Genomic DNA, 20021 nt, shown 5'->3' with positions numbered 1-20021 from the left:
GCGTTACATGTTCCGTCGGTATTCGCCACCCACGTCATACAACGCATGGCTGATCTGCCCCAACGAGTGCGTCTTCACCGCCTCCATCAGTGCCGCAAAGACATTCTTGCGATCCCGCGCGGTGTTCTGCAGGTAGGCCAGGCCGTGGTTGTCGTGGACGTGCTGCACGGGTGCGTCGGTGGAATCGGTGCCGTGCGTGTGCGAGGTCTCGCCCGCCGGCGCCAGCACATTGCGTGCCTTCTGGAACGCCTGCACGTTGGCGATCTGCTGCCCCTTCTCCTCCTCCGTCGACCGGATCAACTCAATCTCGGTGGCAATCTCCCCGCCATGATCCTTCGGCAGGAACGTATTGACGCCGATCAGCGGCAGCGAGCCGTCGTGCTTCTTGTGCTCGTAATACAGCGACTCTTCCTGGATCTTGCCGCGCTGGTACATGGTGTCCATCGCGCCGAGCACGCCGCCGCGCTCGCTGATCGCCTCGAACTCCTTGTACACGGCCTCTTCCACCAGGTCGGTGAGTTCCTCGACCACGTAGCTGCCCTGCCAGGGGTTCTCGTTGAAGTTGAGGCCGAGTTCCTTGTTGATGATCATCTGGATCGCCACGGCGCGGCGCACGGACTCTTCGGTGGGCGTGGTGATCGCTTCGTCGTAGGCGTTGGTGTGCAGGGAGTTGCAGTTGTCGAACAGCGCGTACAGCGCCTGCAGCGTGGTGCGGATGTCGTTGAACTGGATTTCCTGCGCGTGCAGCGAGCGGCCGGAAGTCTGGATGTGGTACTTCATCATCTGGCTGCGGCTTGAGGCGCCGTAGCGCTCGCGCATGGCGCGGGCCCAGATGCGGCGGGCGACGCGGCCGATCACGGTGTATTCCGGGTCCATGCCGTTGGAGAAGAAGAACGACAGGTTGGGCGCGAAGTCGTCGATCTTCATGCCGCGCGCGAGGTAATACTCCACGATGGTGAAGCCGTTGCTCAGGGTGAAGGCGAGCTGGCTGATCGGGTTCGCGCCCGCTTCGGCGATGTGGTAGCCGGAGATGGACACCGAGTAGAAGTTGCGGACCTTGTGCTCCACGAAGTACTGCTGGATGTCGCCCATCATGCGCAGGGCGAATTCGGTGGAGAAGATGCAGGTGTTCTGCGCCTGGTCCTCCTTCAGGATGTCGGCCTGCACGGTGCCGCGCACGCGGGTCAGCGTGTCGGCCTTGATGCGGGCGTAGGTTTCCGCATCGACCAGCTGGTCGCCGGTCACGCCGAGCAGGCCCAACCCCAAGCCGTCGTTGCCCTGGGGCAGTTCGCCGGCATACTGCGGGCGGCCGTTGGGGTACATCGCGGCGATGGTCTTTTCCGCCGCGGCCCAGCGCGCGGGATCTTCCTTGAGGTGTTTCTCCACGTTCTGGTCGATCGCGGTGTTCATGAACATCGCCAGGATCATCGGCGCCGGGCCGTTGATGGTCATGGACACCGAGGTGCTGGGCGCGCTGAGATCGAAGCCGGAGTACAGCTTCTTCATGTCGTCCAGCGTGGCGATGTTGACGCCGGAGTTGCCGATCTTGCCGTAGATGTCCGGACGCGGCGCCGGATCCTCGCCGTACAGCGTGACCGAGTCGAACGCGGTGGACAGGCGCGTGGCGGCGCCGCCCTGGCTGAGGTAATGGAAGCGGCGGTTGGTGCGCTCGGGCGTGCCCTCGCCGGCGAACATGCGGGTGGGGTCTTCGCCGCTGCGGCGGTACGGGTACACGCCGCCGGTGTAGGGGTAGTGGCCGGGCAGGTTTTCCTTGCCGAGGAACAGGAGCTGGTCGCCCCAGCTGTCGGTCTTCGGCGGCGCCACCTTGGGGATCTTCTGGTGGCTCAGCGACTCGCGGTAGTTCTCCACGCGGATCAGCTTGTCGCGCACCTTGTATTCGTTGACGTCCTTGGTGACGGACTCGCGCAGCTTCGGCCAGTCACGCAGCAGGTGGATGGACTCGTGGCTGAGCTCCTTCAGCGCGACGTTGTAGCGCTGGCGCAGCAGCAGCAGGGTGCGGTCCACGGCGCTGCCATCCTGGGGGTGCAGATCCTCGCCGTGGTACAGCTCCAGCGGCTTCGGCAGCTTGGCGTCGCCCAGTTCCTTCAGCGACTCGTAGTAGTGCTGCGCCTTGCTGGCGGCCTCGGCCTGGTGCGCGACCGAGGCGTTGATGCTGCGCCCCTGTTCGGCGATCTCGGCCAGGTAACGCACGCGGCTGCCGGGGATCAGCACGGTGGCGCGCGGCTCCTTCAGCGTGGTGTCGAGCTGGGGCTTGAAATCGCAGCCCGCTTTTCCGATTCCCGATTCCCCATTCCCGATTCCCAACTTGTGCCGCATCAAGCGGCACAAGTTCACGAACATCCAGGTGATGCCGGGATCGTTGAACTGGCTGGCGATGGTGGGGTACGCCGGCACGTCCTCGTCTTTCACGTTGAACGCGGTGCGGTTGCGCTTCCACTGCTTGCGCACGTCGCGCAGCGCGTCCTCGGCGCCGCGCTTGTCGAACTTGTTGAGTACGATCAGCTCGGCGAAGTCGATCATGTCGATCTTCTCCAGCTGGCTGGCGGCGCCGTAGTCGCTGGTCATCACGTAGGCGGGGAAATCGACCAGGTCGACGATCTCCGAATCGCTCTGGCCGATGCCGGCGGTCTCGACGATGACCAGGTCGTAGGGCTGGCTCTTGAGGAAGTCGATGCAGTCGTGCAGCACGGTGTTGGTGGCCGCGTGCTGGCGGCGGGTGGCCATCGAGCGCATGTAGACGCGATGGCTGCGCAGCGAGTTCATGCGGATGCGGTCGCCCAGCAGCGCACCGCCGGAACGGCGGCGGGTGGGATCGACGGCGAGCACGGCGATGCGCATGTCGGGGAAGGCGTGCAGGAAGCGCAGCAGCAGTTCGTCGACCACGCTGGATTTGCCGGCGCCGCCGGTACCGGTGAGGCCGAGCACGGGCGTGTGCTTGCCGGCCAGCTTCCACTGCTTGCGCAGGCGGTCGAGTTCGGCGTCGGTGTAGCTGCCGCCTTCCAGGCTGGTCAGCACGTGGCCGATGCTGATCTCGTCGTCGACGTCGGGCGTGGCGTGGCTGGCCGCCTCGCGCTGGGTGAGGCGCGACTCGCGGCCCTGCTGCGCGCGGCGGATCACGTCCTCGATCATCTCCACCAGGCCCAGCTTCATGCCGTCGTTGGGGTGGTAGATGCGCTCCACGCCGTAGGCTTCCAGCTCCCTGATCTCTTCCGGGGTGATGGTGCCGCCGCCACCGCCGAACACGCGGATATGGCTGGCGCCCTTCTCCTTGAGCATGTCGACCATGTACTTGAAGTACTCGACGTGGCCGCCCTGGTAGGACGACATGGCGATCGCGTCGGCATCCTCCTGCAGCGCGGCGCGCACCACGTCCTCGACCGAGCGGTTGTGGCCGAGGTGGATCACCTCCGCGCCCTGGGCCTGGATGATCCGCCGCATGATGTTGATCGCCGCGTCGTGGCCATCGAACAGGCTGGCCGCGGTGACGAACCGCAGTGGGGTGGTTTCCGTCTGCGGGGCGCTGGCGGGGACGTGCTTGGCGGGGGAACTCATGGCAACTCCGGACATCGTGTGCTTGAACCGTTCGATTCTAGTGGGAATCGGCATCAAGGGCTTGGACGGGGTCAGCCTGATGCGAGGCGCGCCGGGGTGTTCCTCCGGCATCCGGCGGCGCCCCACGTGGTGGCTGCCACCACGTTTTGCCGACATACTCGGCTCAGACAGGTGACGCCATCGGCGCGCCGACCAAGGCGAACGGGTAACGGACCGCGGCAGGGAGCGGCGCCAGGCAACTTAAACGCACTGGAGGAATGCACGCATGAAGAAGGTGATATTCGCGGCCATCTTTGCCTTGGTCGCGGTGGTCGCGCAGGCCAGCTCGGTCAAGGATCTCGAATCCTCCGCCGTCATCGACGGCAGCATCGTGGTGACCACGGATGGCTCGGTGCGGACCACGCAGATCGATGAGCCCGAGAAGTACGGTCCCATCGCCGAGATGGTGCGCAACGCCGCGCTGAAGTGGCGCTTCCAGCCCGTGCTGCGCCATGGCGAACCGGTGGTGGCGAAAGCCAGCATGCATGTCCGCGTGGTGGTCAAGAAACTGTCCAAGGGCCGCTATGCCGCGCGCATCACGGGCGCGACGTTCGGCGACGACGACCTCGTGCCCACCAACGAGCTGCGATATGCGGACAGCCAGCGGGTCATGCCGATCTACCCCGCCGCCCCGGCCAAGGCCGGTGTGGACGCCACGGTGTACGTGGTGTTGCGCGTGAACCGCAGCGGCCGCGTCGCCGATGCCGTGGCCGAACAGGTGAACCTTGGCAGCCCCGGGGCCGAAGTTCTGGCGCGCAGATACCGCCGTGCCTTCGCCGAGGCGGCGCTGGAGGCGGCGCGCAAGTGGACTTTCAAGGTCCCCACCACCGGCGAGCTGGCCGCCAGATCGGACTGGACGGCTCGCGTCCCGATCAATTTCCACATCGAATCACCGCGCCATGGCGATGCCGTGCCGGTCTGGCAGACCTACGTTCCCGGGCCGTACACGCCCGCCCCATGGGTTCACCGCCCGGGGCAAGACGCCGGCGATGCCATTGCCGAGGGTGCGCTGCAGACCGATGGCACCGGCCCGGTACTGCTCAGCAAACCGGACCAGGGCTGACAAGCGGCGAATAGCGCGCCGTCCGGTGGCGCGGAAGCGGCGCTTGCCCAAGGACACGCCATGGTAGCGATCACGCCGCCGCAGGCGTGGCTCAGGCCTGGTCGCAGAAGAGGTTCGGCGAACCCACCACGCGCGCGCCCACCGTTTCCCCGCGCAGGAAAGCAAACGCCGCGTTGATCACCTCGGGCGCATCGAGCACGCGGCGGTGACCGAGGCCCTGCGTCGTGTACAGCCGCGCGCCGGAGCAGTACTGGGCGTAGCGCTCGCCCTCGCCCCAGGGCACCTCGGTGTCATCGAGGTCGTGCACGATCAGCACGGGCTGGCCCAGCGCGGGCAGGTGGCGATGCACCTGCAGTTGTTCGACGCTGACGCCGGTGCGGCGCAGCAGCCAGTCGAAGAATGGTTGTTGCAGGTGTTCGCCCAGGCGCACGAAGCGGAAAAAACGGCTGGCCGCGGCCTTCATGTCTGCCGCCGGCGCCACCAGGATCAGCCGCCGCGCATGCCAACTCTCGTCCTGCGCGAAGACGACAGCGGCGCCACCCAGCGAGTGGCCGACCGCCAGCGCGGCGTTGCCGTAATGTTCGCCGATCGCGTGGATGGTCGCGGTGAACTCCGGCAGCGTGCACAGCGTGCCGCTGCTGTGGCCGTGGCCGGGCTGGTCGAACGTGACCACGGCGAATCCCAGCGCGCGCAAGCGCGCCACCCACGGCAGGAAGCGCAGGCCGAAGCTGGACCAGCCGTGCGCCAGCAGCGCATACGGCTGGGTCGAGGGATCGCCCCAGACATAGGTGGCGATGGTTTCGCCGTTGACGTGCAACTCGCCGCGGCGCATGTCCGCGTCGCCTTGCACGGCTTCGGCGCGGCTGCGGCTGCTGGCGAACGGGGTGGCAAACAGGCGCGCGGCGCGGTTCACGGTGCGCCCGGGCGCGATCCGCCCGCCCAGCACGAAGCCGGTGCGCACGGTGCCGAGCCTGATTTTTTCGATGACGGTGGACATGGGTCTCGCCTCAGGTTTGCCAGCTGCGCCACAGGCGCTCGAAGGCCGCGCGGGTGCGCTGGCCGGCTTCGTCGAATCCGAACAGCCCGGCGTCGTGGTGCAGGCCGAGCATCAGGGCGTAGATCTCGAAGGCGAGCTGGGCGACGTCGGTGTCGCTGCGCAGGTGGCCCAGTTCCACCGCCTGCGCGATCGCCTTCTGCAGTTCGTCGCGCCAGCCGGCCTGCTGCCGCACCACGCCGTCGTGCAGCGCGCCGTCGCGGCCGTCGTACTCGCTCACGGCCGACAGCAGCACGCAGCCGCTCTGGTGCTCGCGGCTCCACTCGAACCAGTGCGCCACGATCGCGCGCAGCCGCGGCAGGCCGCGCGGCTGCTTCAGCGCGGGCAGCAGCACCCGGGTCACGAAGCGCTGGCGGCCGGTGTCGAGCACGGCCAGTTGCAGGTCTTCGCGCGAGCCGAAGTGGGCGAACACGCCGCTCTTGGACATGCCCACGTCGCTGGCCAGGCCGCCGATCGACAGGCCTTCCAGCCCGTCGCGACGGGCCAGCGCGTAGGCGTGGTCGAGGATGGTGTCGCGGGTGGCCGCGCGCTTGCCGGGGCGGGTTGCGAGTGTCATGGCGGAAAAATAGCACGACCGTTCGTTCTATATCAAATGACACTCACACAGTCTCGGCGGACCTTGCGGCTATGCTTCACCACTGCACGCCATGGAGGATTCCGCATGAAAATCCGCAACCTGGGCATTCCGCTCGCCACTGCCCTGCTGGCCGCCTGTGTCACCTCGCCGACCGGCCGCTCGCAGCTGATGGTGGTGTCGGACAGCCAGATGAGCCAGATGGGGCTGGCCGCTTTCAACGACATGCGCAAGCAGGGCAAGTTCGTCGACGCGCCGCGCGAGCGCGCGTATGCCACCTGCGTGTCCCGCGCGCTGGTCGCGGTGCTGCCGCCGCCGTGGAATACCCAGCAGTGGGAAGTGCAGATCGTTGGTGACGACACCGCCAACGCGTTCGCCCTGCCCGGTGGCCGGATCGGCGTGAACAAGGGCATGTTCAAGCTCGCCGACAACCAGGACCAGCTGGCCGTGGTGCTCGGCCACGAGCTGTCGCACGTGGTGGCACGCCACGGCGCGGAGCGCGTGTCCGACAACATGGCGGCGCAGGCGGCGGTGGCCGCCGGCACGGTGTACGCGGGCAGTCGCGGCGGCGACGCCAACACCGCGGCGGCGCTGCTCGGCGCCGGGGCGGAACTGAGCATCCTGCTGCCGTTCTCGCGCACGCAGGAAAGCGAGGCCGATACCTTGGGCCAGCGCTACATGGCGCAGGCCGGTTTCGATCCGCGCGCGGCGGTGGTGCTGTGGCAGAAAATGGGCGCGCAGGGCGGCAGCAAGCCGCCGGCATTTCTTTCCACGCATCCCGCGCCGGGCAACCGCGCCGAGGCGCTGGGTCGGCAGGCGCAGCAGTTGCTGCCGGTCTATCAACACGCACGCGCCAGCGGCCACGCACCGGACTGCCACTTGTGAACGGCGCTTGATCGCCGCCTGAACGAGCCACGCGCGGCGGGTCAACTGCCCGCCGCGCATCCCGTTTTCCATCCTGCCTGCCGCCTGACGCGGCGCCGACGGAGAACGCGATGTTGCGCAGCCCACTCAAGTTTGCCCTGCTGGCCGGTTTCGGCCTGAGCCTTGCCGGCGCGCTGTATGCGCCGCCCGCCACCGCGCACACGCGGGTCGCGGTGGGCGTGAGCATCGGCGTGGCGCCGCCGCCGGCCCGCTTCGAACGCGTCCCGCCGCCACGCCGCGGCTACGTCTGGGCGCCCGGTTACTGGCGCTGGAACGCGCCCGCGCATCGTCATGTCTGGGTCGGCGGCTACTGGGTGCGGATGCGTCCGGGCTACCACTACCGACCGGCGCATTGGGTCCGTCACGGCCACGATTGGCGCTTCCGGCGCGGCTACTGGGGCCGCTGAGGGCGGCGGCCCGCGGCGCTCCATCCGCAGCCGGCTTGACGCGCCGCACCATCGCCGCCGGGGACGACGTACTAAACTTGGCGTTTTGACTGATCGCCCCGGCCCTGGTCGGGGCGATCGATTTCGTCCCTTACCACCATCGAGCGGGCCGCGTGCCTGCACCTTAGTCGGCGAGGCCTGCGGGCAACGTCAATCCATGGAGTCACCGTCGCAATGATTTTTGAAACCATCGCCAAGACCGGCCACGAAGAAGTCGTGTTCTGCCACAACGCCGACGCCGGCCTGAAGGCCATCGTCGCGATCCACAACACGGTGCTGGGCCCCGCGCTCGGCGGCCTGCGCATGTGGCCGTACAAGTCCGAGGCCGAAGCGGTGAACGACGTGCTGCGCCTGTCGCGCGGCATGACCTACAAGAACGCCGTGGCCGGCCTGAACCTGGGCGGCGGCAAGGCGGTGATCATCGGCGATCCGAGCAAGGACAAGTCCGAGGCGCTGTTCCGCTCCTTCGGCCGCTTCATCAACTCGTTGAACGGCCGCTACATCACCGCCGAGGACGTCGGCATCGACGTCAACGACATGGAATACGTGTTCCGCGAAACCGAGTACGTCACCGGCGTGCACCAGGTGCACGGCGGCTCGGGCGATCCCTCGCCGTTCACCGCCTACGGCACGCTGCAGGGCCTGATGGCCACGCTGCAGTTCAAGCACGGCAACGAGGACGTGGGCAAGTACAGCTTCGCGGTGCAGGGCTGCGGCCACGTCGGCGGCGAGTACATCAAGCTGCTGCGCGAACAGGGCGCCAAGGTGTTCGTCACCGACATCAACAAGGAAGCGGTGCAGCGCTGCGTCGACGAACTCGGTTGCGAAGCGGTGGGCCTGGACGAGATCTACGACGTGGACGCCGACGTGTACTCGCCGTGCGCGCTGGGCGGCACGCTGAACGAGCAGACCATCAACCGCATCAAGGCGAAGATCATCTGCGGCCCGGCCAACAACCAGCTGGCCACCGACGAGATCGGCGACGAGCTGAACCGCCGCGGCGTGCTGTATGCGCCGGACTACGCGGTCAACGCCGGCGGCGTGATGAACGTGTCGCTGGAGATCGACGGCTACAACCGCGAGCGCGCGATGCGCATGATGCGCACGATCTACTACAACCTGGGCCGCATCTTCGAGATCAGCAAGTCGCAGGGCGTGCCGACCTACCTGGCCGCCGACCGCATGGCCGAGGAGCGCATCGCCGCGATCGGCAAGATCAAGCTGCCGCACATGGGCAATGGCGGCACCCGCTTCCAGGGCCGCATGCGCGGGCAGTGATCCCGACGGTTGCGCAAGACAAGGGCCGCGTCGCGAGGCGCGGCCTTTTTCATGGCAATCACGCCAGGCAGACGCCGTTGCGGCCGGCGTGCTTGGCCGCGTACATCTGCTGGTCGGCGCGGGCGACGGCTTCCATGAAACCCTCGCCGCGGCGATATTGGGTCACGCCGGCGGAAAAGCTGAAGGGCTGGCCCTCCGCTGCCCGCAATCCGCGCACGCCCCGGAGCAGACGATCGACCGTGGCGAGCGCGTCGACCCCGGCGCTGTCCGGCATCAGCACGAGAAACTCCTCGCCGCCCCAGCGGGCCACCATGTCCGAGCCGCGCAGCAGGTCGCGCACCGTATCCGCGAATGCGCGCAGAACGCGGTCGCCGCCAGCGTGGCCGAGCGTGTCGTTGATTTCCTTGAAGTGATCCAGATCGATCAGCGCCACCGAGAAGATCGTGCCGCTGCGCTCGGCGCGTGCCTGCTCCTGGGCCAGGCGATCCTGCGCGTGGCGGCGGTTGGCGAGTCCGGTGAGTTCGTCGTAGGCGGCGAGCCGCTGCACTTGCTCCAGTGCGCTGGCCAGCGCCACGCGCTGTTCGCGCAGGTTGGAGCGCAGGCGCGAGAGTCGCGACGCCACGTACGAAATCACCGGCAGCACGATCAGCAGCATGCCAAGGGCGGAAATGTCGTCGAGCATTTCCGGCGAGTCCAGCGACCACCCGATGGCGGGGGCGCGCTGCCACTCCATCACCGCGATGCTGACCAGAAAGCTTGCCAGCGCGAAGATGGTGAGCCGGGCGATGCGCTGCCACGGCAGCGAGAACGCGCCGAAGGTGAATACCAGCAGCAGCGGGCACAATGCCAGGTGGCGCGCGCTGCCGGCGGACATGTAGGCGTAATCCACGGCCACGATCGCCAGCACGGTCTGCCATTCGGTGAGCGCCGGATCGGCAAAGCGCAAGCTGAAGCCGCTGCGCAACGCGGCGTAGATGAGCCCCTGCCCGATCGCTTCGATCACGCCCAGGATCAGCAGGTTTTCCCAGCTCATCCAGCCCAGGAAAACGCCGCCTGCAAAGAACAGCGCGCAGCCCGCGGTGGCCACGCAGGCGATCAGCCACTGGCGCAGCCGGATGCGCTGGTGTCGCTCCGACCCCAGGATGATCTTGTCCAACCGCTGCATCAACGTTGTCACGTGGGCCTTGCCACCTCTTGTCGCCGGGGCAGACATGGGGTGCACCATGGGCAACTGTGCCCATGGACAACCTGCAAGGCGGCCCGAACTCTGACGGTTGCCCGCCGTCGTCTTGCGACACGGCAACGGCCGGGGCGGCGAAAACTTTAGCCGGTCCCCGCGCAGCACTCGGTGAAGGCCGCCTGGCGGCACTCCCGCGGCCATTGCGTGGGCACGCCAGACTGTCCATCCCCCTTCCGGCTTTGCGTATGCGCGGCGGTCAACGAATAATCGGGTACGGGAGGTGCCACGGATGCGCAGGATGATGATCTGGCTGGGTTGCGGCATGTTCGCGCTGGTGCTGCTGATGATCAGCGGGCTGTTGCTCGCCGATCGGCTGACCCCGCGCGCCACCGGTGCCCCGAGCAGCGCGTTGCCGATGCAGCCGGCGCAGACCCCGATCGATCGCGAACTGGCCCCGTACCTGGCCGCGCACCCCGGCGAGACCGCGGCGACCCTGCTGCCCGACGGCCTGGACGCGTTCGCCGCGCGCGCCGCCTCCGCGCGCCTGGCCGGGCGCAGCCTGGACCTGCAGTACTACATGTGGCACGACGACCTGGTCGGCCACCTGCTGGCGCGCGAGGTGTACGCCGCGGCCGAGCGCGGCGTGCGCGTGCGCCTGCTGCTCGACGACATCAACACCAAGGGGCTCGACCCGGCGCTGCTGGCGCTGGACGCGCACCCGAACATCGAGGTGCGCCTGTACAACCCGTTCCGCAACCGCAGCGGCGTGTGGCGCCTGCTGGAGATGGTGCAGCGTTTCTTCAGCGTCAACCACCGCATGCACAACAAGGCGTGGATCGCCGACGGCCGCGTCGCGCTGGTCGGGGGGCGCAACATCGGCGACGAGTACTTCGACGCCAATCGCAGCGTGAATTTCCGCGACCTCGACATGCTGTTGCTCGGTCCGGCCGTGGCCGACGCCAGCGCGATCTTCGACGACTTCTGGAACTCCAGCGCCGCGGTGCCGATCGAGGCGCTGAACCCGCAGACACCGGAAAACCTGCACAGGCTGGTGGCCGCGCTCGCCCACGAGTCCGCCGACGCGGCCGCGCAGGTCTACCTTGGCCGCGTCGCCGCCTCGCCTTCGGCGCAGCGCCTGACCAACCACGAGCTGGTGCCGCACTGGAGCGCGAACATCACCGTGGCATCCGATCCGCCGCAGAAGACAAAAGGCGCCGACCGCCGCGGCTGGCTGCAGCCGCGGCTGGCCGCGCATCTCGACGGCATGCATCGCGAGGTACTGCTGATCTCGCCCTACTTCGTCCCCGGCAAGCAAGGCACGGCGACCCTGCTCGGGCTGGCACGCGGCGGCACCCGCGTCGGCGTGGTCACCAACTCGCTGGCCGCCAACGACGTGCCGGCCGTACACAGCGGCTACGAGCGCTATCGCGATCGGTTGCTGGATGGCGGCGTGAGCCTGTTCGAGATCCGTCGCCACGGCCCGGTCGCCACCCACGGCCTGTTCGGCAGCAGCGGCGCCAGCCTGCACACCAAGGCATTCGTGATCGACGGCGCGCGCGGCTTCGTCGGATCGTTCAACCTCGACCCGCGCTCGGCCAACCTCAACACCGAGATGGGCGTGCTGTTCGACGACCCCGGCCTGGCCCGCGACCTGCGCCAGGAATACCTGCGGCTGGCCGCGCCGGTGCTCAGCTACGCGGTGCGCCGCGGCGCGGATGGCTCGACACAGTGGCTGGACCGCAGCACGCAGCCGCCGCAGGTGCTGGAGCACGAGCCCGACACCAGCTGGTGGCTGCGCACGACCACCCGCGCGATCAGCTGGCTGCCGATCGAATCGCAGCTGTAGGGACGCACGGGCCAGGCGGCGCCGCGTGCGCTAAAATCAGCAGCTCGCACCCAAGGAACCACCATGCGCCCGTTCCCGCTCGGAGAGGACATCGACCTGTTGCGCGAATCCGTGCATGCGTTCGCGGAGAAGGAGATCGCCCCGCGCGCCGACCGCATCGACCGCGACAACCTGTTCCCCGCCGACCTGTGGAAGAAGTTCGGCGAGATGGGGCTGCTCGGCGTGACCATTCCTGCCGAATACGGCGGCAGCGGCATGGGGTTCCTCGCGCACATGGTGGCGATGGAGGAGATCTCGCGCGCTTCCGGTTCGGTGGGCCTGTCCTACGGCGCGCACTCCAATCTCGCCGTGCAGAACATCTTCCACAACGGCAACGAGGCGCAGCGGCGCAAGTACATCCCGAAACTGTGTTCGGGCGAGTACGTCGGCGCGCTGGCGATGAGCGAGCCGGGCGCCGGCTCGGACGTGGTCGGTTCGATGAGCTGCAAGGCCGAGAAGAAGGGCGACGCCTGGGTCGCCAACGGCAACAAGATGTGGATCACCAACGGCCCGGACGCCGACGTGCTGCTGGTCTACATGCGCACCGCGCCGCGCGTCGCCGGCAGCCGCTGCATGACCGCCTTCATCGTCGAGAAAGGCATGAAGGGCTTCCACACCGCGCAGAAGCTGGACAAGCTGGGCATGCGCGGCTCCAACACCTGCGAGCTGGTGTTCGAGGATTGCGCGATCCCCGAGGAGAACATCGTCGGCGAGGTCAACGAGGGTGTACGCGTGCTGATGAGCGGCCTGGACACCGAGCGGCTGGTGCTCTCCGGCGGCCCGATCGGATTGATGCAGGCATCGCTGGACCTTGCCCTGCCCTACGTGCGCGAGCGCAAGCAGTTCAACGCGCCGATCGGCACGTTCGGCGTGATGCAGGCGAAGATCGCCGACATGTACACGCGGCTGCAGTCCTCGCGCGGCTTTGCCTACATGGTCGCGCAGCAGTTCGACAACGGCGTCAAGTCGCGCATCGACCCGGCCGCGTGCCTGCTCAACGCCTCGGTCAACGCGGTGCAGGTGGCGCTGGAGGCCATCCAGACCCTCGGCGGCAACGGCTACATCAACGAGTTCCCCGCCGGGCGCCTGCTGCGCGACGCCAAGCTGTACGAGATCGGCGCCGGCACCAACGAGATCCGCCGCATGCTGATCGGCCGCGAACTCTTCCACGGCAAGGCATGAACCACATGCGCCGACAAAGGCATCGGCGCCGGCACATCGAACCGAATTCCGCCGCATGTTGATCGGCCGCGAACTCTTCCACGGCAAGGCATGAAGCAAGGCGCCGAGGGAAGGCGCCAGACATGAAAAGGCCCGCACGACGCGGGCCTTTTCATCACGCATGACTCGCGCGTTTCAGAACGTCCAGTTGAAGCTGATGGTGCCGGTCTGACCCTGCTGGTGCTGGCCGGCGTAGCGGTCGTAACCCAACTGCAGGCTGGCCGCCGGGCTCATTTGCCAGTCCAGCGTGGTGCCAAGCACGCTGCCGTAGCGCGCCAGCCCGATGCCGCCGACCGGGGCAAACTGGTTGACGCCGCTGAAGCTGGCGTCGACCCACTCGCCACGCAGGCCGAAACTCTGCTGCCACAGCAGGCGCGTGCGCAGGCTGAGGCTGCCGCCATGCGCCAGCGCCCACGTGCGCGTGGCGCGCACGCCCAGGCCGGCCTGCCACAGGGCGGTGGTCTGCGCTCCCGACTTCAGTCCGAAGCCATAGGCGCCGACCTCATTGAAGCCATCGCGTTGCAGCTGGGCGTACTGCATGTCGACGTACGGCGTCAGCTCGGTGCGACCCAGCGCAAGGCGGTAACCGCTCTCGCCATAAGCCACGCCGTAGCGGCCATTGACGTTGCTGGCCACGCCGGTGACCTGGTTGCCCAGTTGCACCTGGCGACGCATCATCTCGCGATAGCTGCCAAGCCCGAAGCGGCCCATGGTGTACCACGAGCCGTGGATGATGCCGCCGTACAGCATGCCTTCCAGCGCGTGGCTGCGGCCCTGGTCGGCACTGCCGGCCAGCCGGCCCAGCCCCTCGCTCTGGCTGATCGCGTAACCAGCCACCGCATTGCCGCCGCCGAACCGGTAATCCTGGCCGACCAGCCAGCCACTGAGATCGACGCCGACGTTGCTGTAGCCGCTGCGCGACAGGTCGCCGTGATAGCCGAGGTTCTGCGTCCAGCCACCGGGCTGAGGGTTGTCGACCAGCGTATCGAAACGATCCGACAACGCGCGCGTGCCGGCGTTGATCGCCTCCAGCGTCATCGCGGCACTGGCCGCGTGCAGTTGGCCGGACAGGCTCTCCAGCGAATTCTGCAGCGCCGGGATGCCCTGCGTGTGCTGCAGGTTGCCGGCGCCCTCGATGAAGCCCAGCGATGCCGGCGCGATCCCCGACGGCGCCGCCGGACCCAGTTGGGTGTTGATCTGGTCGAATGCCGTCTGCACGCGCTGGGCCGCACCGTAGGACGCGGCGGTATAGCCCATCCCCTGCACGGCCGTGGCTTGCACCTGGGTCACGTTGAGCCAGGCGTTGTTGCCGTCGTAATTGAGCGTGGCGGTGAGCAAGGTGACGTTGGATGCCTTGTTCAGCGCACTGAACGTCCCGGTGAGGCCGCCGGTCGCGGTGAGCACGTCGGTGTGCGTGTTGACCGTGTAGCCGGAGTCGTAGCCGGTGACGTACAGGTCGCCGCCGTTGAGCGTGGCGGTGCCGGTCACGCGCAATGCCGAACCCAGCGAAAGCGCCAGTCGCCCGCTGCTCTGCTGGGTGTAGTTCCCAGCCACGTTGACGTCGCCGCCGGCCACGGCCAGCACGCCGGCATTGCCCACGTTGCCGCCGATATCGTGGGTCTGGCTCAGCGTGCCGGCGGTGCCGATGTTGACGCTGCCGCCCAGCGACTTCGCCGTGAGCGTGCCGCCCAGCACCTGGGTCATGCCGGTGTAGCTGGCCGCCTGGGTCAGGTTGAGCGTGCCGGTGCCTTGCTTGATCAGGCCGCCCGCGCCGGAGATCGGGTTGTTCCAGTTGGAGCTGCCGGTAAAGCTGACGGTGACGTCGCCCCAGTTGAACTTCGCCGGGCCGTCGACCGCCCGCCCGACGTTCAACGCGCCGTAGCCGAAGACCGGGTCCGGGCCGGCGGCGCCGAGATCGTCGGCGGTGCCGAGCAGGGTCTGCCGCACCAGATCATTGGTGAAGTACGGGAACGCCTGCCACACCACGGCTGCGGCGCCGGAGATTTCCGGTGCAGCGAACGAGGTGCCCTTGACGATCCAGTAATCCGGGCTCGTCGTGCTGGCCGTTGCATCCTTGTCCAGCACGATCACGTCGCCCGGCGCGGCCAGGCAGTAGTCCATCGCCTTGCCGCAGGCGTTGGAATAACTGGCCAGCTGAGTCGGGTGCAGGCTGTCCAGCGCCACCGCGACCAGCCAGCCCTGCTCCAGATCGGGCGACAGCGTGGGCAAGGCGGCGATGTCGCTGGGATCAGTCCTGGATTCGTTGCCCGCGGCGAACACCACCAGGCCGCCGTGCTGCACCACGAAGGGTCGATAGGCGGCAGCGAAAGCCTGGTTGATCGAGGCGTCGGTGGTATCCCAGTAGATGCCGCCCCATGAATTGTTCATCACCTGCACGCCGGCATTGATCAGCGCCGGGTTCAGGGTCTGCGCGAAAAAGTCCGCGTCGGCGGCGGTGACCTTGTTGCCCTGGCCCGAACCGTCGTCGGTCGGCTCGGTGTCGCTGATGATGCGCGCCGATACCAGTTTGGCCCCGGGGGCGATGCCGCCCGGGAACTTGTCGAAAGCCGCGCCGGCGGCAATCTCCGATACCCAGGTGCCGTGCCCGACCACGTCGTCGATGGAGGTGTTGTTGAGCGTCGGGTCGACGTAGATCAGCTCCTGCGTGACCCGACCGGCCACGGTCGGATTGCTGCGCATGATGCCGCTGTCGACGATGCCCAAGGTGATGCCGGCGCCGGTGAAGCCCTTGCTGTGTGCGGCGTAGGTGTTGGTGAGACCGAGCTGGGCGTCGATCGGCGGCTGATCGGCCGGCGGCGGTGCCGGTGGTGGTGCCGGCGGCGGAGCGGGTGGTGGCCCGGATGGAGTGACCGGCGGCGCCTTGACCATGCCGCCGCCACCGCCGCAAGCACCCAGTGCAAACGCCAAGGCCGTCACCAAGGCGACGTTGCGTCGACGCATTCCCGCCACAGTCCTGCTCATGTTCCTTCTCCCGTCTCGTTCAGCACGCCGACCGCCAACGCTCGATCGCGGCAGTAGTATCCCCCCGGATCGGCGTATCTTCGCACAACAAATGTCATGAAAAACGCGCCGATATGTGCGCTTCGTCTACTGCCGGGGCCATTTGCCGTTGCCGGGAGCGCACTGCGATAATCCAGAGGTTCATTCCGGGCATTTGGCCCGTCGATTGCCACCTTTCAGTACCCCAGCGGAGTGTCATCATGTCGGACGTAAGCATCGTCATCACCGGTTCCAGGCGCACCGCCATCGGCTCCTTCCTCGGCCAGTTCACCGGCGTGCCCACCCCGAAGCTCGGCGCCACCGCGATCCGCGCGGCGCTGAAGCAGTCCGGCGTGGCGCCGGCCGAGGTCAGCGAGGTGATCATGGGCTGCGTGCTGCCGGCCAACCTGGGCCAGGCCCCCGCGCGCCAGGCGGCGCTGGCCGCCGATCTGCCGGCCGGCACCGGCTGCACCACGATCAACAAGGTGTGCGGCTCGGGCATGAAGGCGATCATGCTCGGCCACGACCTGATCAAGGCCGGCTCGGCCAGCGTGGTGGTGGCCGGCGGCATGGAGTCGATGACCAACGCACCACACATGGTGCAGGCGCGTACCGGCATCCGCTACGGCGATGGCCAGCTGGTCGACCACATGGCCTGGGACGGCCTGACCAACCCCTACGACGGCAAGTCGATGGGGGTGTTCGCCGAATCCTGCGCCGACAAGTACCACTTCACCCGCGAGGAACAGGACGCCTACGCGATCGAATCGGTCAATCGCGCCAAGGCAGCCCAGGCGAGCGGTGCGTTCGCCGACGAAATCGTCCCGGTCACGGTCAGCGGTCGCAAGGGTGACGTGCTGGTCGACACCGACGAGCAGCCCGGCCGCTCCGACATCGCCAAGGTGCCCACGCTCAAGCCCGCGTTCCGCAAGGAGAACGGCACCGTCACCGCCGCCAGCTCGTCCAGCATCTCCGACGGCGCTGCCGCGGTGGTGCTGATGTCCGCCGACGACGCGGCCAGCCGCGGGTTGAAACCGCTGGCCCGCATCGTGGCCCATGCCACCCATTCGCAGGAGCCGGAATGGTTCACCACCGCGCCGGTCGGTGCGATCCGCAAGGTGCTTGAAAAAGCCGGCTGGAAGGTCGAGGACGTCGACCTGTGGGAGATCAACGAGGCATTCGCGGTAGTGGCGATGACGCCGATGAAGGAGCTGGGCATTGCGCACGACAAGCTCAACGTCAACGGCGGCGCCTGCGCGCTCGGCCACCCGATCGGCGCCAGCGGTGCGCGACTGGTGGTGACGTTGATCAACGCCTTGAAAACGCGGGGATTGCGTCGCGGCGTCGCCTCGCTGTGCATCGGCGGCGGCGAGGCGACGGCGATTGCGGTGGAGTGCACCGACTGACACGACAAGGCGCCGTCCATCCCGCCGCCTTCACCTGACGCTTGCGTAAATCGTTTTGCCGGCAAGGCCCGCAGCACCATGAAAGATGTGGCGCAATGCCGGCGAAAGCGCTATTAATACACGGCCAAACGGCATTCCACGGCAAAGGAGATCACCCATGAAGTTTACGCGTACCCTACTCGCCGCCGCGCTCGTCGCGCTGTTGGCGGCATGCAGCAACGGCGCGCAGGATTCCGCGCAGGACGCCCAGAAGTCGGCGGACACGGCGCAGCAGGCGGCAGACCAGGCGCAGCAGGCTGCTTCGGAGGCCCCGAACACGGCCACCGAACAGGCTGCCGGCCAGGCCGCCACCGCCGCTTCCGCTGCGGGCGAGGCGGCCACCCAGGCTGCCGGCGCCGCCAGCGCCGCTTCCGCGATGGCTCCGGCCGCTGCCGGCACCTCGCATGACGCGATGTCCATGGCTAAGGATGCCGCCAGCAATGCGGCCGACGCGGCCAGCAACGCTGCCGACGCCGCCAAGAGCGCTGCCAGCAACGCGAAGGACGCAGCCGAGAAAGCCAAGGACGCCGCGAAGGGTCACTGATCCCCAGCTGGCTCTCGGCAACAGAAAAAACGGTCGCCTCGTGCGGCCGTTTTTTTTGCCCTTGATATCCAGCCGCCTTGCCTTGCGCCGGCCACCTTCCGTTTTGGGTGGCACGCCACCGCCGGTTATGATCCAGAGTTTGGCAACCCGCCGTTTCCCGCTTCCCGTGAATCCCTCCATGAATGTTTTCGCGACCCAGATCGACCCCCGCTCACCCGAGTTCCAGGGCAGCACGACCCAGTTGCGCGCCATGGTCGACGACCTGCACCGCGAACTGGCGCGCAACGCCGAGGGCGGCGGCGCGAAGGCACGCGAGAGGCACGTCGCCCGCGGCAAGCTGCTGCCGCGCGAGCGCATCCGCGCCCTGCTTGATCCCGGTTCGCCCTTCCTCGAACTGTCGCCGCTGGCCGCACACGGCATGTACGACGACGCCGCGCCCGGCGCAGGCATCGTCACCGGCATCGGCCGCGTGCACGGCGCCGAGGTGGTGGTGGTCGCCAATGACGCCACCGTCAAGGGCGGCACCTATTTCCCGATGACGGTGAAGAAGCACCTGCGCGCGCAGGAAGTGGCTCTGGAAAACCGCCTGCCCTGCATCTACCTGGTCGACTCCGGCGGTGCGTTCCTGCCGCTGCAGGACGAGGTGTTCCCGGACAAGGAGCACTTCGGGCGGATCTTCTACAACCAGGCGCGGATGTCCTCGCTCAACATCCCGCAGATCGCGGTGGTGATGGGCTCATGCACCGCCGGCGGCGCCTACGTGCCGGCAATGAGCGACGAGACGATCATCGTGCGCGAGCAGGGCACCATCTTCCTCGGCGGCCCGCCGCTGGTGAAGGCGGCCACCGGCGAGGTGGTGGACGCCGAGACGCTGGGTGGCGCGGACGTCCATACGTCCATTTCCGGCGTGGCCGACCACTTTGCCGAGAACGACGCGCACGCGCTGTCGATTGCACGCGACATCGTGGCCCACCTCAACCGGAAGAAGGACATGCCGCTGGCGCTGCGCACACCGGTCGAGCCGAAGTATCCGGCCGAGGAACTGTACGGCGTGATCCCGCAGGACACCCGCCGCCCGTTCGACATCCGCGAGGTGATCGCGCGCATCGTCGACGGCTCGGAGTTCCACGAGTTCAAGGCGCGCTACGGCAAGACCCTGGTGTGCGGCTTCGCGCACATCCACGGCTACCCGGTGGGCATCGTCGCCAACAACGGCATCCTGTTCGCCGAGAGCGCGCTGAAGGGCGCGCACTTCATCGAGCTGTGCAACCAGCGCAACGTGCCGCTGGTGTTTTTGCAGAACATCACCGGCTTCATGGTCGGCAAGAAATACGAGCAAGCCGGCATCGCCAAGGACGGCGCCAAGATGGTCACCGCGGTCGCCTGCTCGCACGTGCCGAAATTCACCGTGGTGATCGGCGGCAGCTTCGGCGCCGGCAACTATGCGATGTGCGGTCGGGCCTATGGCGCCCGCTTCCTGTGGATGTGGCCGAACGCGCGCATCTCGGTGATGGGCGGCGAGCAGGCCGCGAGCGTGCTGGCCACGGTCAAGCGCGACGGCATCGAGGCCAAGGGCGGCGAGTGGTCGGCCGAGGAGGAGGAAGCGTTCAAGGCACCGTTGCGCGAGCAGTACGAACGCCAAGGCCACCCGTATTACGCCAGCGCGCGGCTGTGGGACGACGGCATCATCGACCCGGCCGATACCCGGCGGGTGCTGGGACTGGCGATCTCCGCCTCGATGAATGCACCGATCGAGCCGCAGCGCTATGGCGTGTTCCGCATGTAGCCAGGCGGA

14 protein-coding genes are annotated in these 20021 nt (G+C 67.7%); 9 read left to right on the top strand and 5 right to left on the bottom strand.

Going from position 1 to position 20021, the window contains the following annotated elements; all coding sequences use genetic code 11:
- Positions 1–3 precede the first annotated feature (3 nt).
- Positions 4–3573, bottom strand: a complete 3570-nt coding sequence (locus ACVCL3_RS16910) for a methylmalonyl-CoA mutase family protein (protein ID WP_447100042.1) — start codon at positions 3571–3573, stop codon at positions 4–6.
- A 265-nt stretch (positions 3574–3838) separates the two neighbouring features.
- On the opposite strand from ACVCL3_RS16910, the gene ACVCL3_RS16905 reads away from it, so the two are divergent.
- A complete protein-coding gene (locus tag ACVCL3_RS16905) occupies positions 3839–4675 on the top strand; it encodes a TonB family protein (RefSeq protein ID WP_447100041.1) in 837 nt (278 codons plus the stop codon).
- Positions 4676–4766: 91 nt separating this feature from the next.
- On the opposite strand, the gene ACVCL3_RS16900 is transcribed toward ACVCL3_RS16905, so the two are convergent.
- Together ACVCL3_RS16900 and ACVCL3_RS16895 are read right to left on the bottom strand one after the other, a co-directional pair.
- The gene (locus ACVCL3_RS16900) at positions 4767–5672 is read right to left on the bottom strand and encodes an alpha/beta hydrolase (protein WP_447098497.1); all 906 of its coding nucleotides are present in this window, start codon (positions 5670–5672) and stop codon (positions 4767–4769) included.
- A gap of 10 nt (positions 5673–5682) precedes the next feature.
- Positions 5683–6285: a TetR/AcrR family transcriptional regulator gene (locus tag ACVCL3_RS16895; protein WP_447100040.1), complete on the bottom strand. Its 603-nt coding sequence runs from the start codon at positions 6283–6285 to the stop codon at positions 5683–5685.
- 105 nt (positions 6286–6390) lie between these two features.
- Between ACVCL3_RS16895 and ACVCL3_RS16890 the strand changes: the two genes are divergently transcribed.
- The 3 genes from ACVCL3_RS16890 to ACVCL3_RS16880 all read left to right on the top strand — a co-directional run bounded on the left by ACVCL3_RS16890 (position 6391) and on the right by ACVCL3_RS16880 (position 8951).
- On the top strand, positions 6391–7188 hold the full coding sequence (locus tag ACVCL3_RS16890; protein WP_447098495.1) for a M48 family metalloprotease: 798 nt from the start codon (positions 6391–6393) through the stop codon (positions 7186–7188).
- 110 nt (positions 7189–7298) lie between these two features.
- A complete protein-coding gene (locus ACVCL3_RS16885; RefSeq protein ID WP_395119528.1) occupies positions 7299–7634 on the top strand; it encodes a hypothetical protein in 336 nt (111 codons plus the stop codon).
- Between the two features lie 213 nt (positions 7635–7847).
- Positions 7848–8951, top strand: coding sequence for a Glu/Leu/Phe/Val dehydrogenase dimerization domain-containing protein (locus tag ACVCL3_RS16880; RefSeq protein ID WP_395119529.1), 1104 nt, complete (start codon positions 7848–7850; stop codon positions 8949–8951).
- Positions 8952–9009: 58 nt separating this feature from the next.
- Here the strand turns inward: ACVCL3_RS16880 and ACVCL3_RS16875 are convergent, their stop codons facing one another.
- Positions 9010–10164 carry a diguanylate cyclase domain-containing protein gene (locus tag ACVCL3_RS16875; RefSeq protein ID WP_447100039.1) on the bottom strand — a complete coding sequence of 385 codons (1155 nt, stop codon included), beginning with the start codon at positions 10162–10164 and terminating at the stop codon, positions 9010–9012.
- A 265-nt stretch (positions 10165–10429) separates the two neighbouring features.
- On the opposite strand from ACVCL3_RS16875, the gene ACVCL3_RS16870 reads away from it, so the two are divergent.
- The gene (locus ACVCL3_RS16870) at positions 10430–11977 is read left to right on the top strand and encodes a phospholipase D family protein (protein ID WP_447100038.1); all 1548 of its coding nucleotides are present in this window, start codon (positions 10430–10432) and stop codon (positions 11975–11977) included.
- A 63-nt stretch (positions 11978–12040) separates the two neighbouring features.
- Entirely contained in the window at positions 12041–13198 is a 1158-nt protein-coding gene (locus tag ACVCL3_RS16865; RefSeq protein WP_395119532.1) for an isovaleryl-CoA dehydrogenase, read from the top strand.
- Between the two features lie 174 nt (positions 13199–13372).
- On the opposite strand, the gene ACVCL3_RS16860 is transcribed toward ACVCL3_RS16865, so the two are convergent.
- A complete protein-coding gene (locus ACVCL3_RS16860; protein WP_395119533.1) occupies positions 13373–16219 on the bottom strand; it encodes a S8 family serine peptidase in 2847 nt (948 codons plus the stop codon).
- A gap of 239 nt (positions 16220–16458) precedes the next feature.
- On the opposite strand from ACVCL3_RS16860, the gene ACVCL3_RS16855 reads away from it, so the two are divergent.
- The 3 genes from ACVCL3_RS16855 to ACVCL3_RS16845 all read left to right on the top strand — a co-directional run bounded on the left by ACVCL3_RS16855 (position 16459) and on the right by ACVCL3_RS16845 (position 20012).
- On the top strand, positions 16459–17643 hold the full coding sequence (locus ACVCL3_RS16855) for a thiolase family protein (protein ID WP_395119534.1): 1185 nt from the start codon (positions 16459–16461) through the stop codon (positions 17641–17643).
- Between the two features lie 157 nt (positions 17644–17800).
- Positions 17801–18226 carry a hypothetical protein gene (locus tag ACVCL3_RS16850; RefSeq protein WP_395119535.1) on the top strand — a complete coding sequence of 142 codons (426 nt, stop codon included), beginning with the start codon at positions 17801–17803 and terminating at the stop codon, positions 18224–18226.
- A 178-nt stretch (positions 18227–18404) separates the two neighbouring features.
- Entirely contained in the window at positions 18405–20012 is a 1608-nt protein-coding gene (locus ACVCL3_RS16845) for a carboxyl transferase domain-containing protein (protein WP_447100037.1), read from the top strand.
- Positions 20013–20021 lie beyond the last annotated feature (9 nt).

Source organism: Rhodanobacter sp. UC4437_H4 (genome assembly GCF_052978425.1).
The sequence above is the reverse complement of the archived record's forward strand: the minus strand, read 5'-3'. Positions and strand labels throughout refer to the sequence as shown.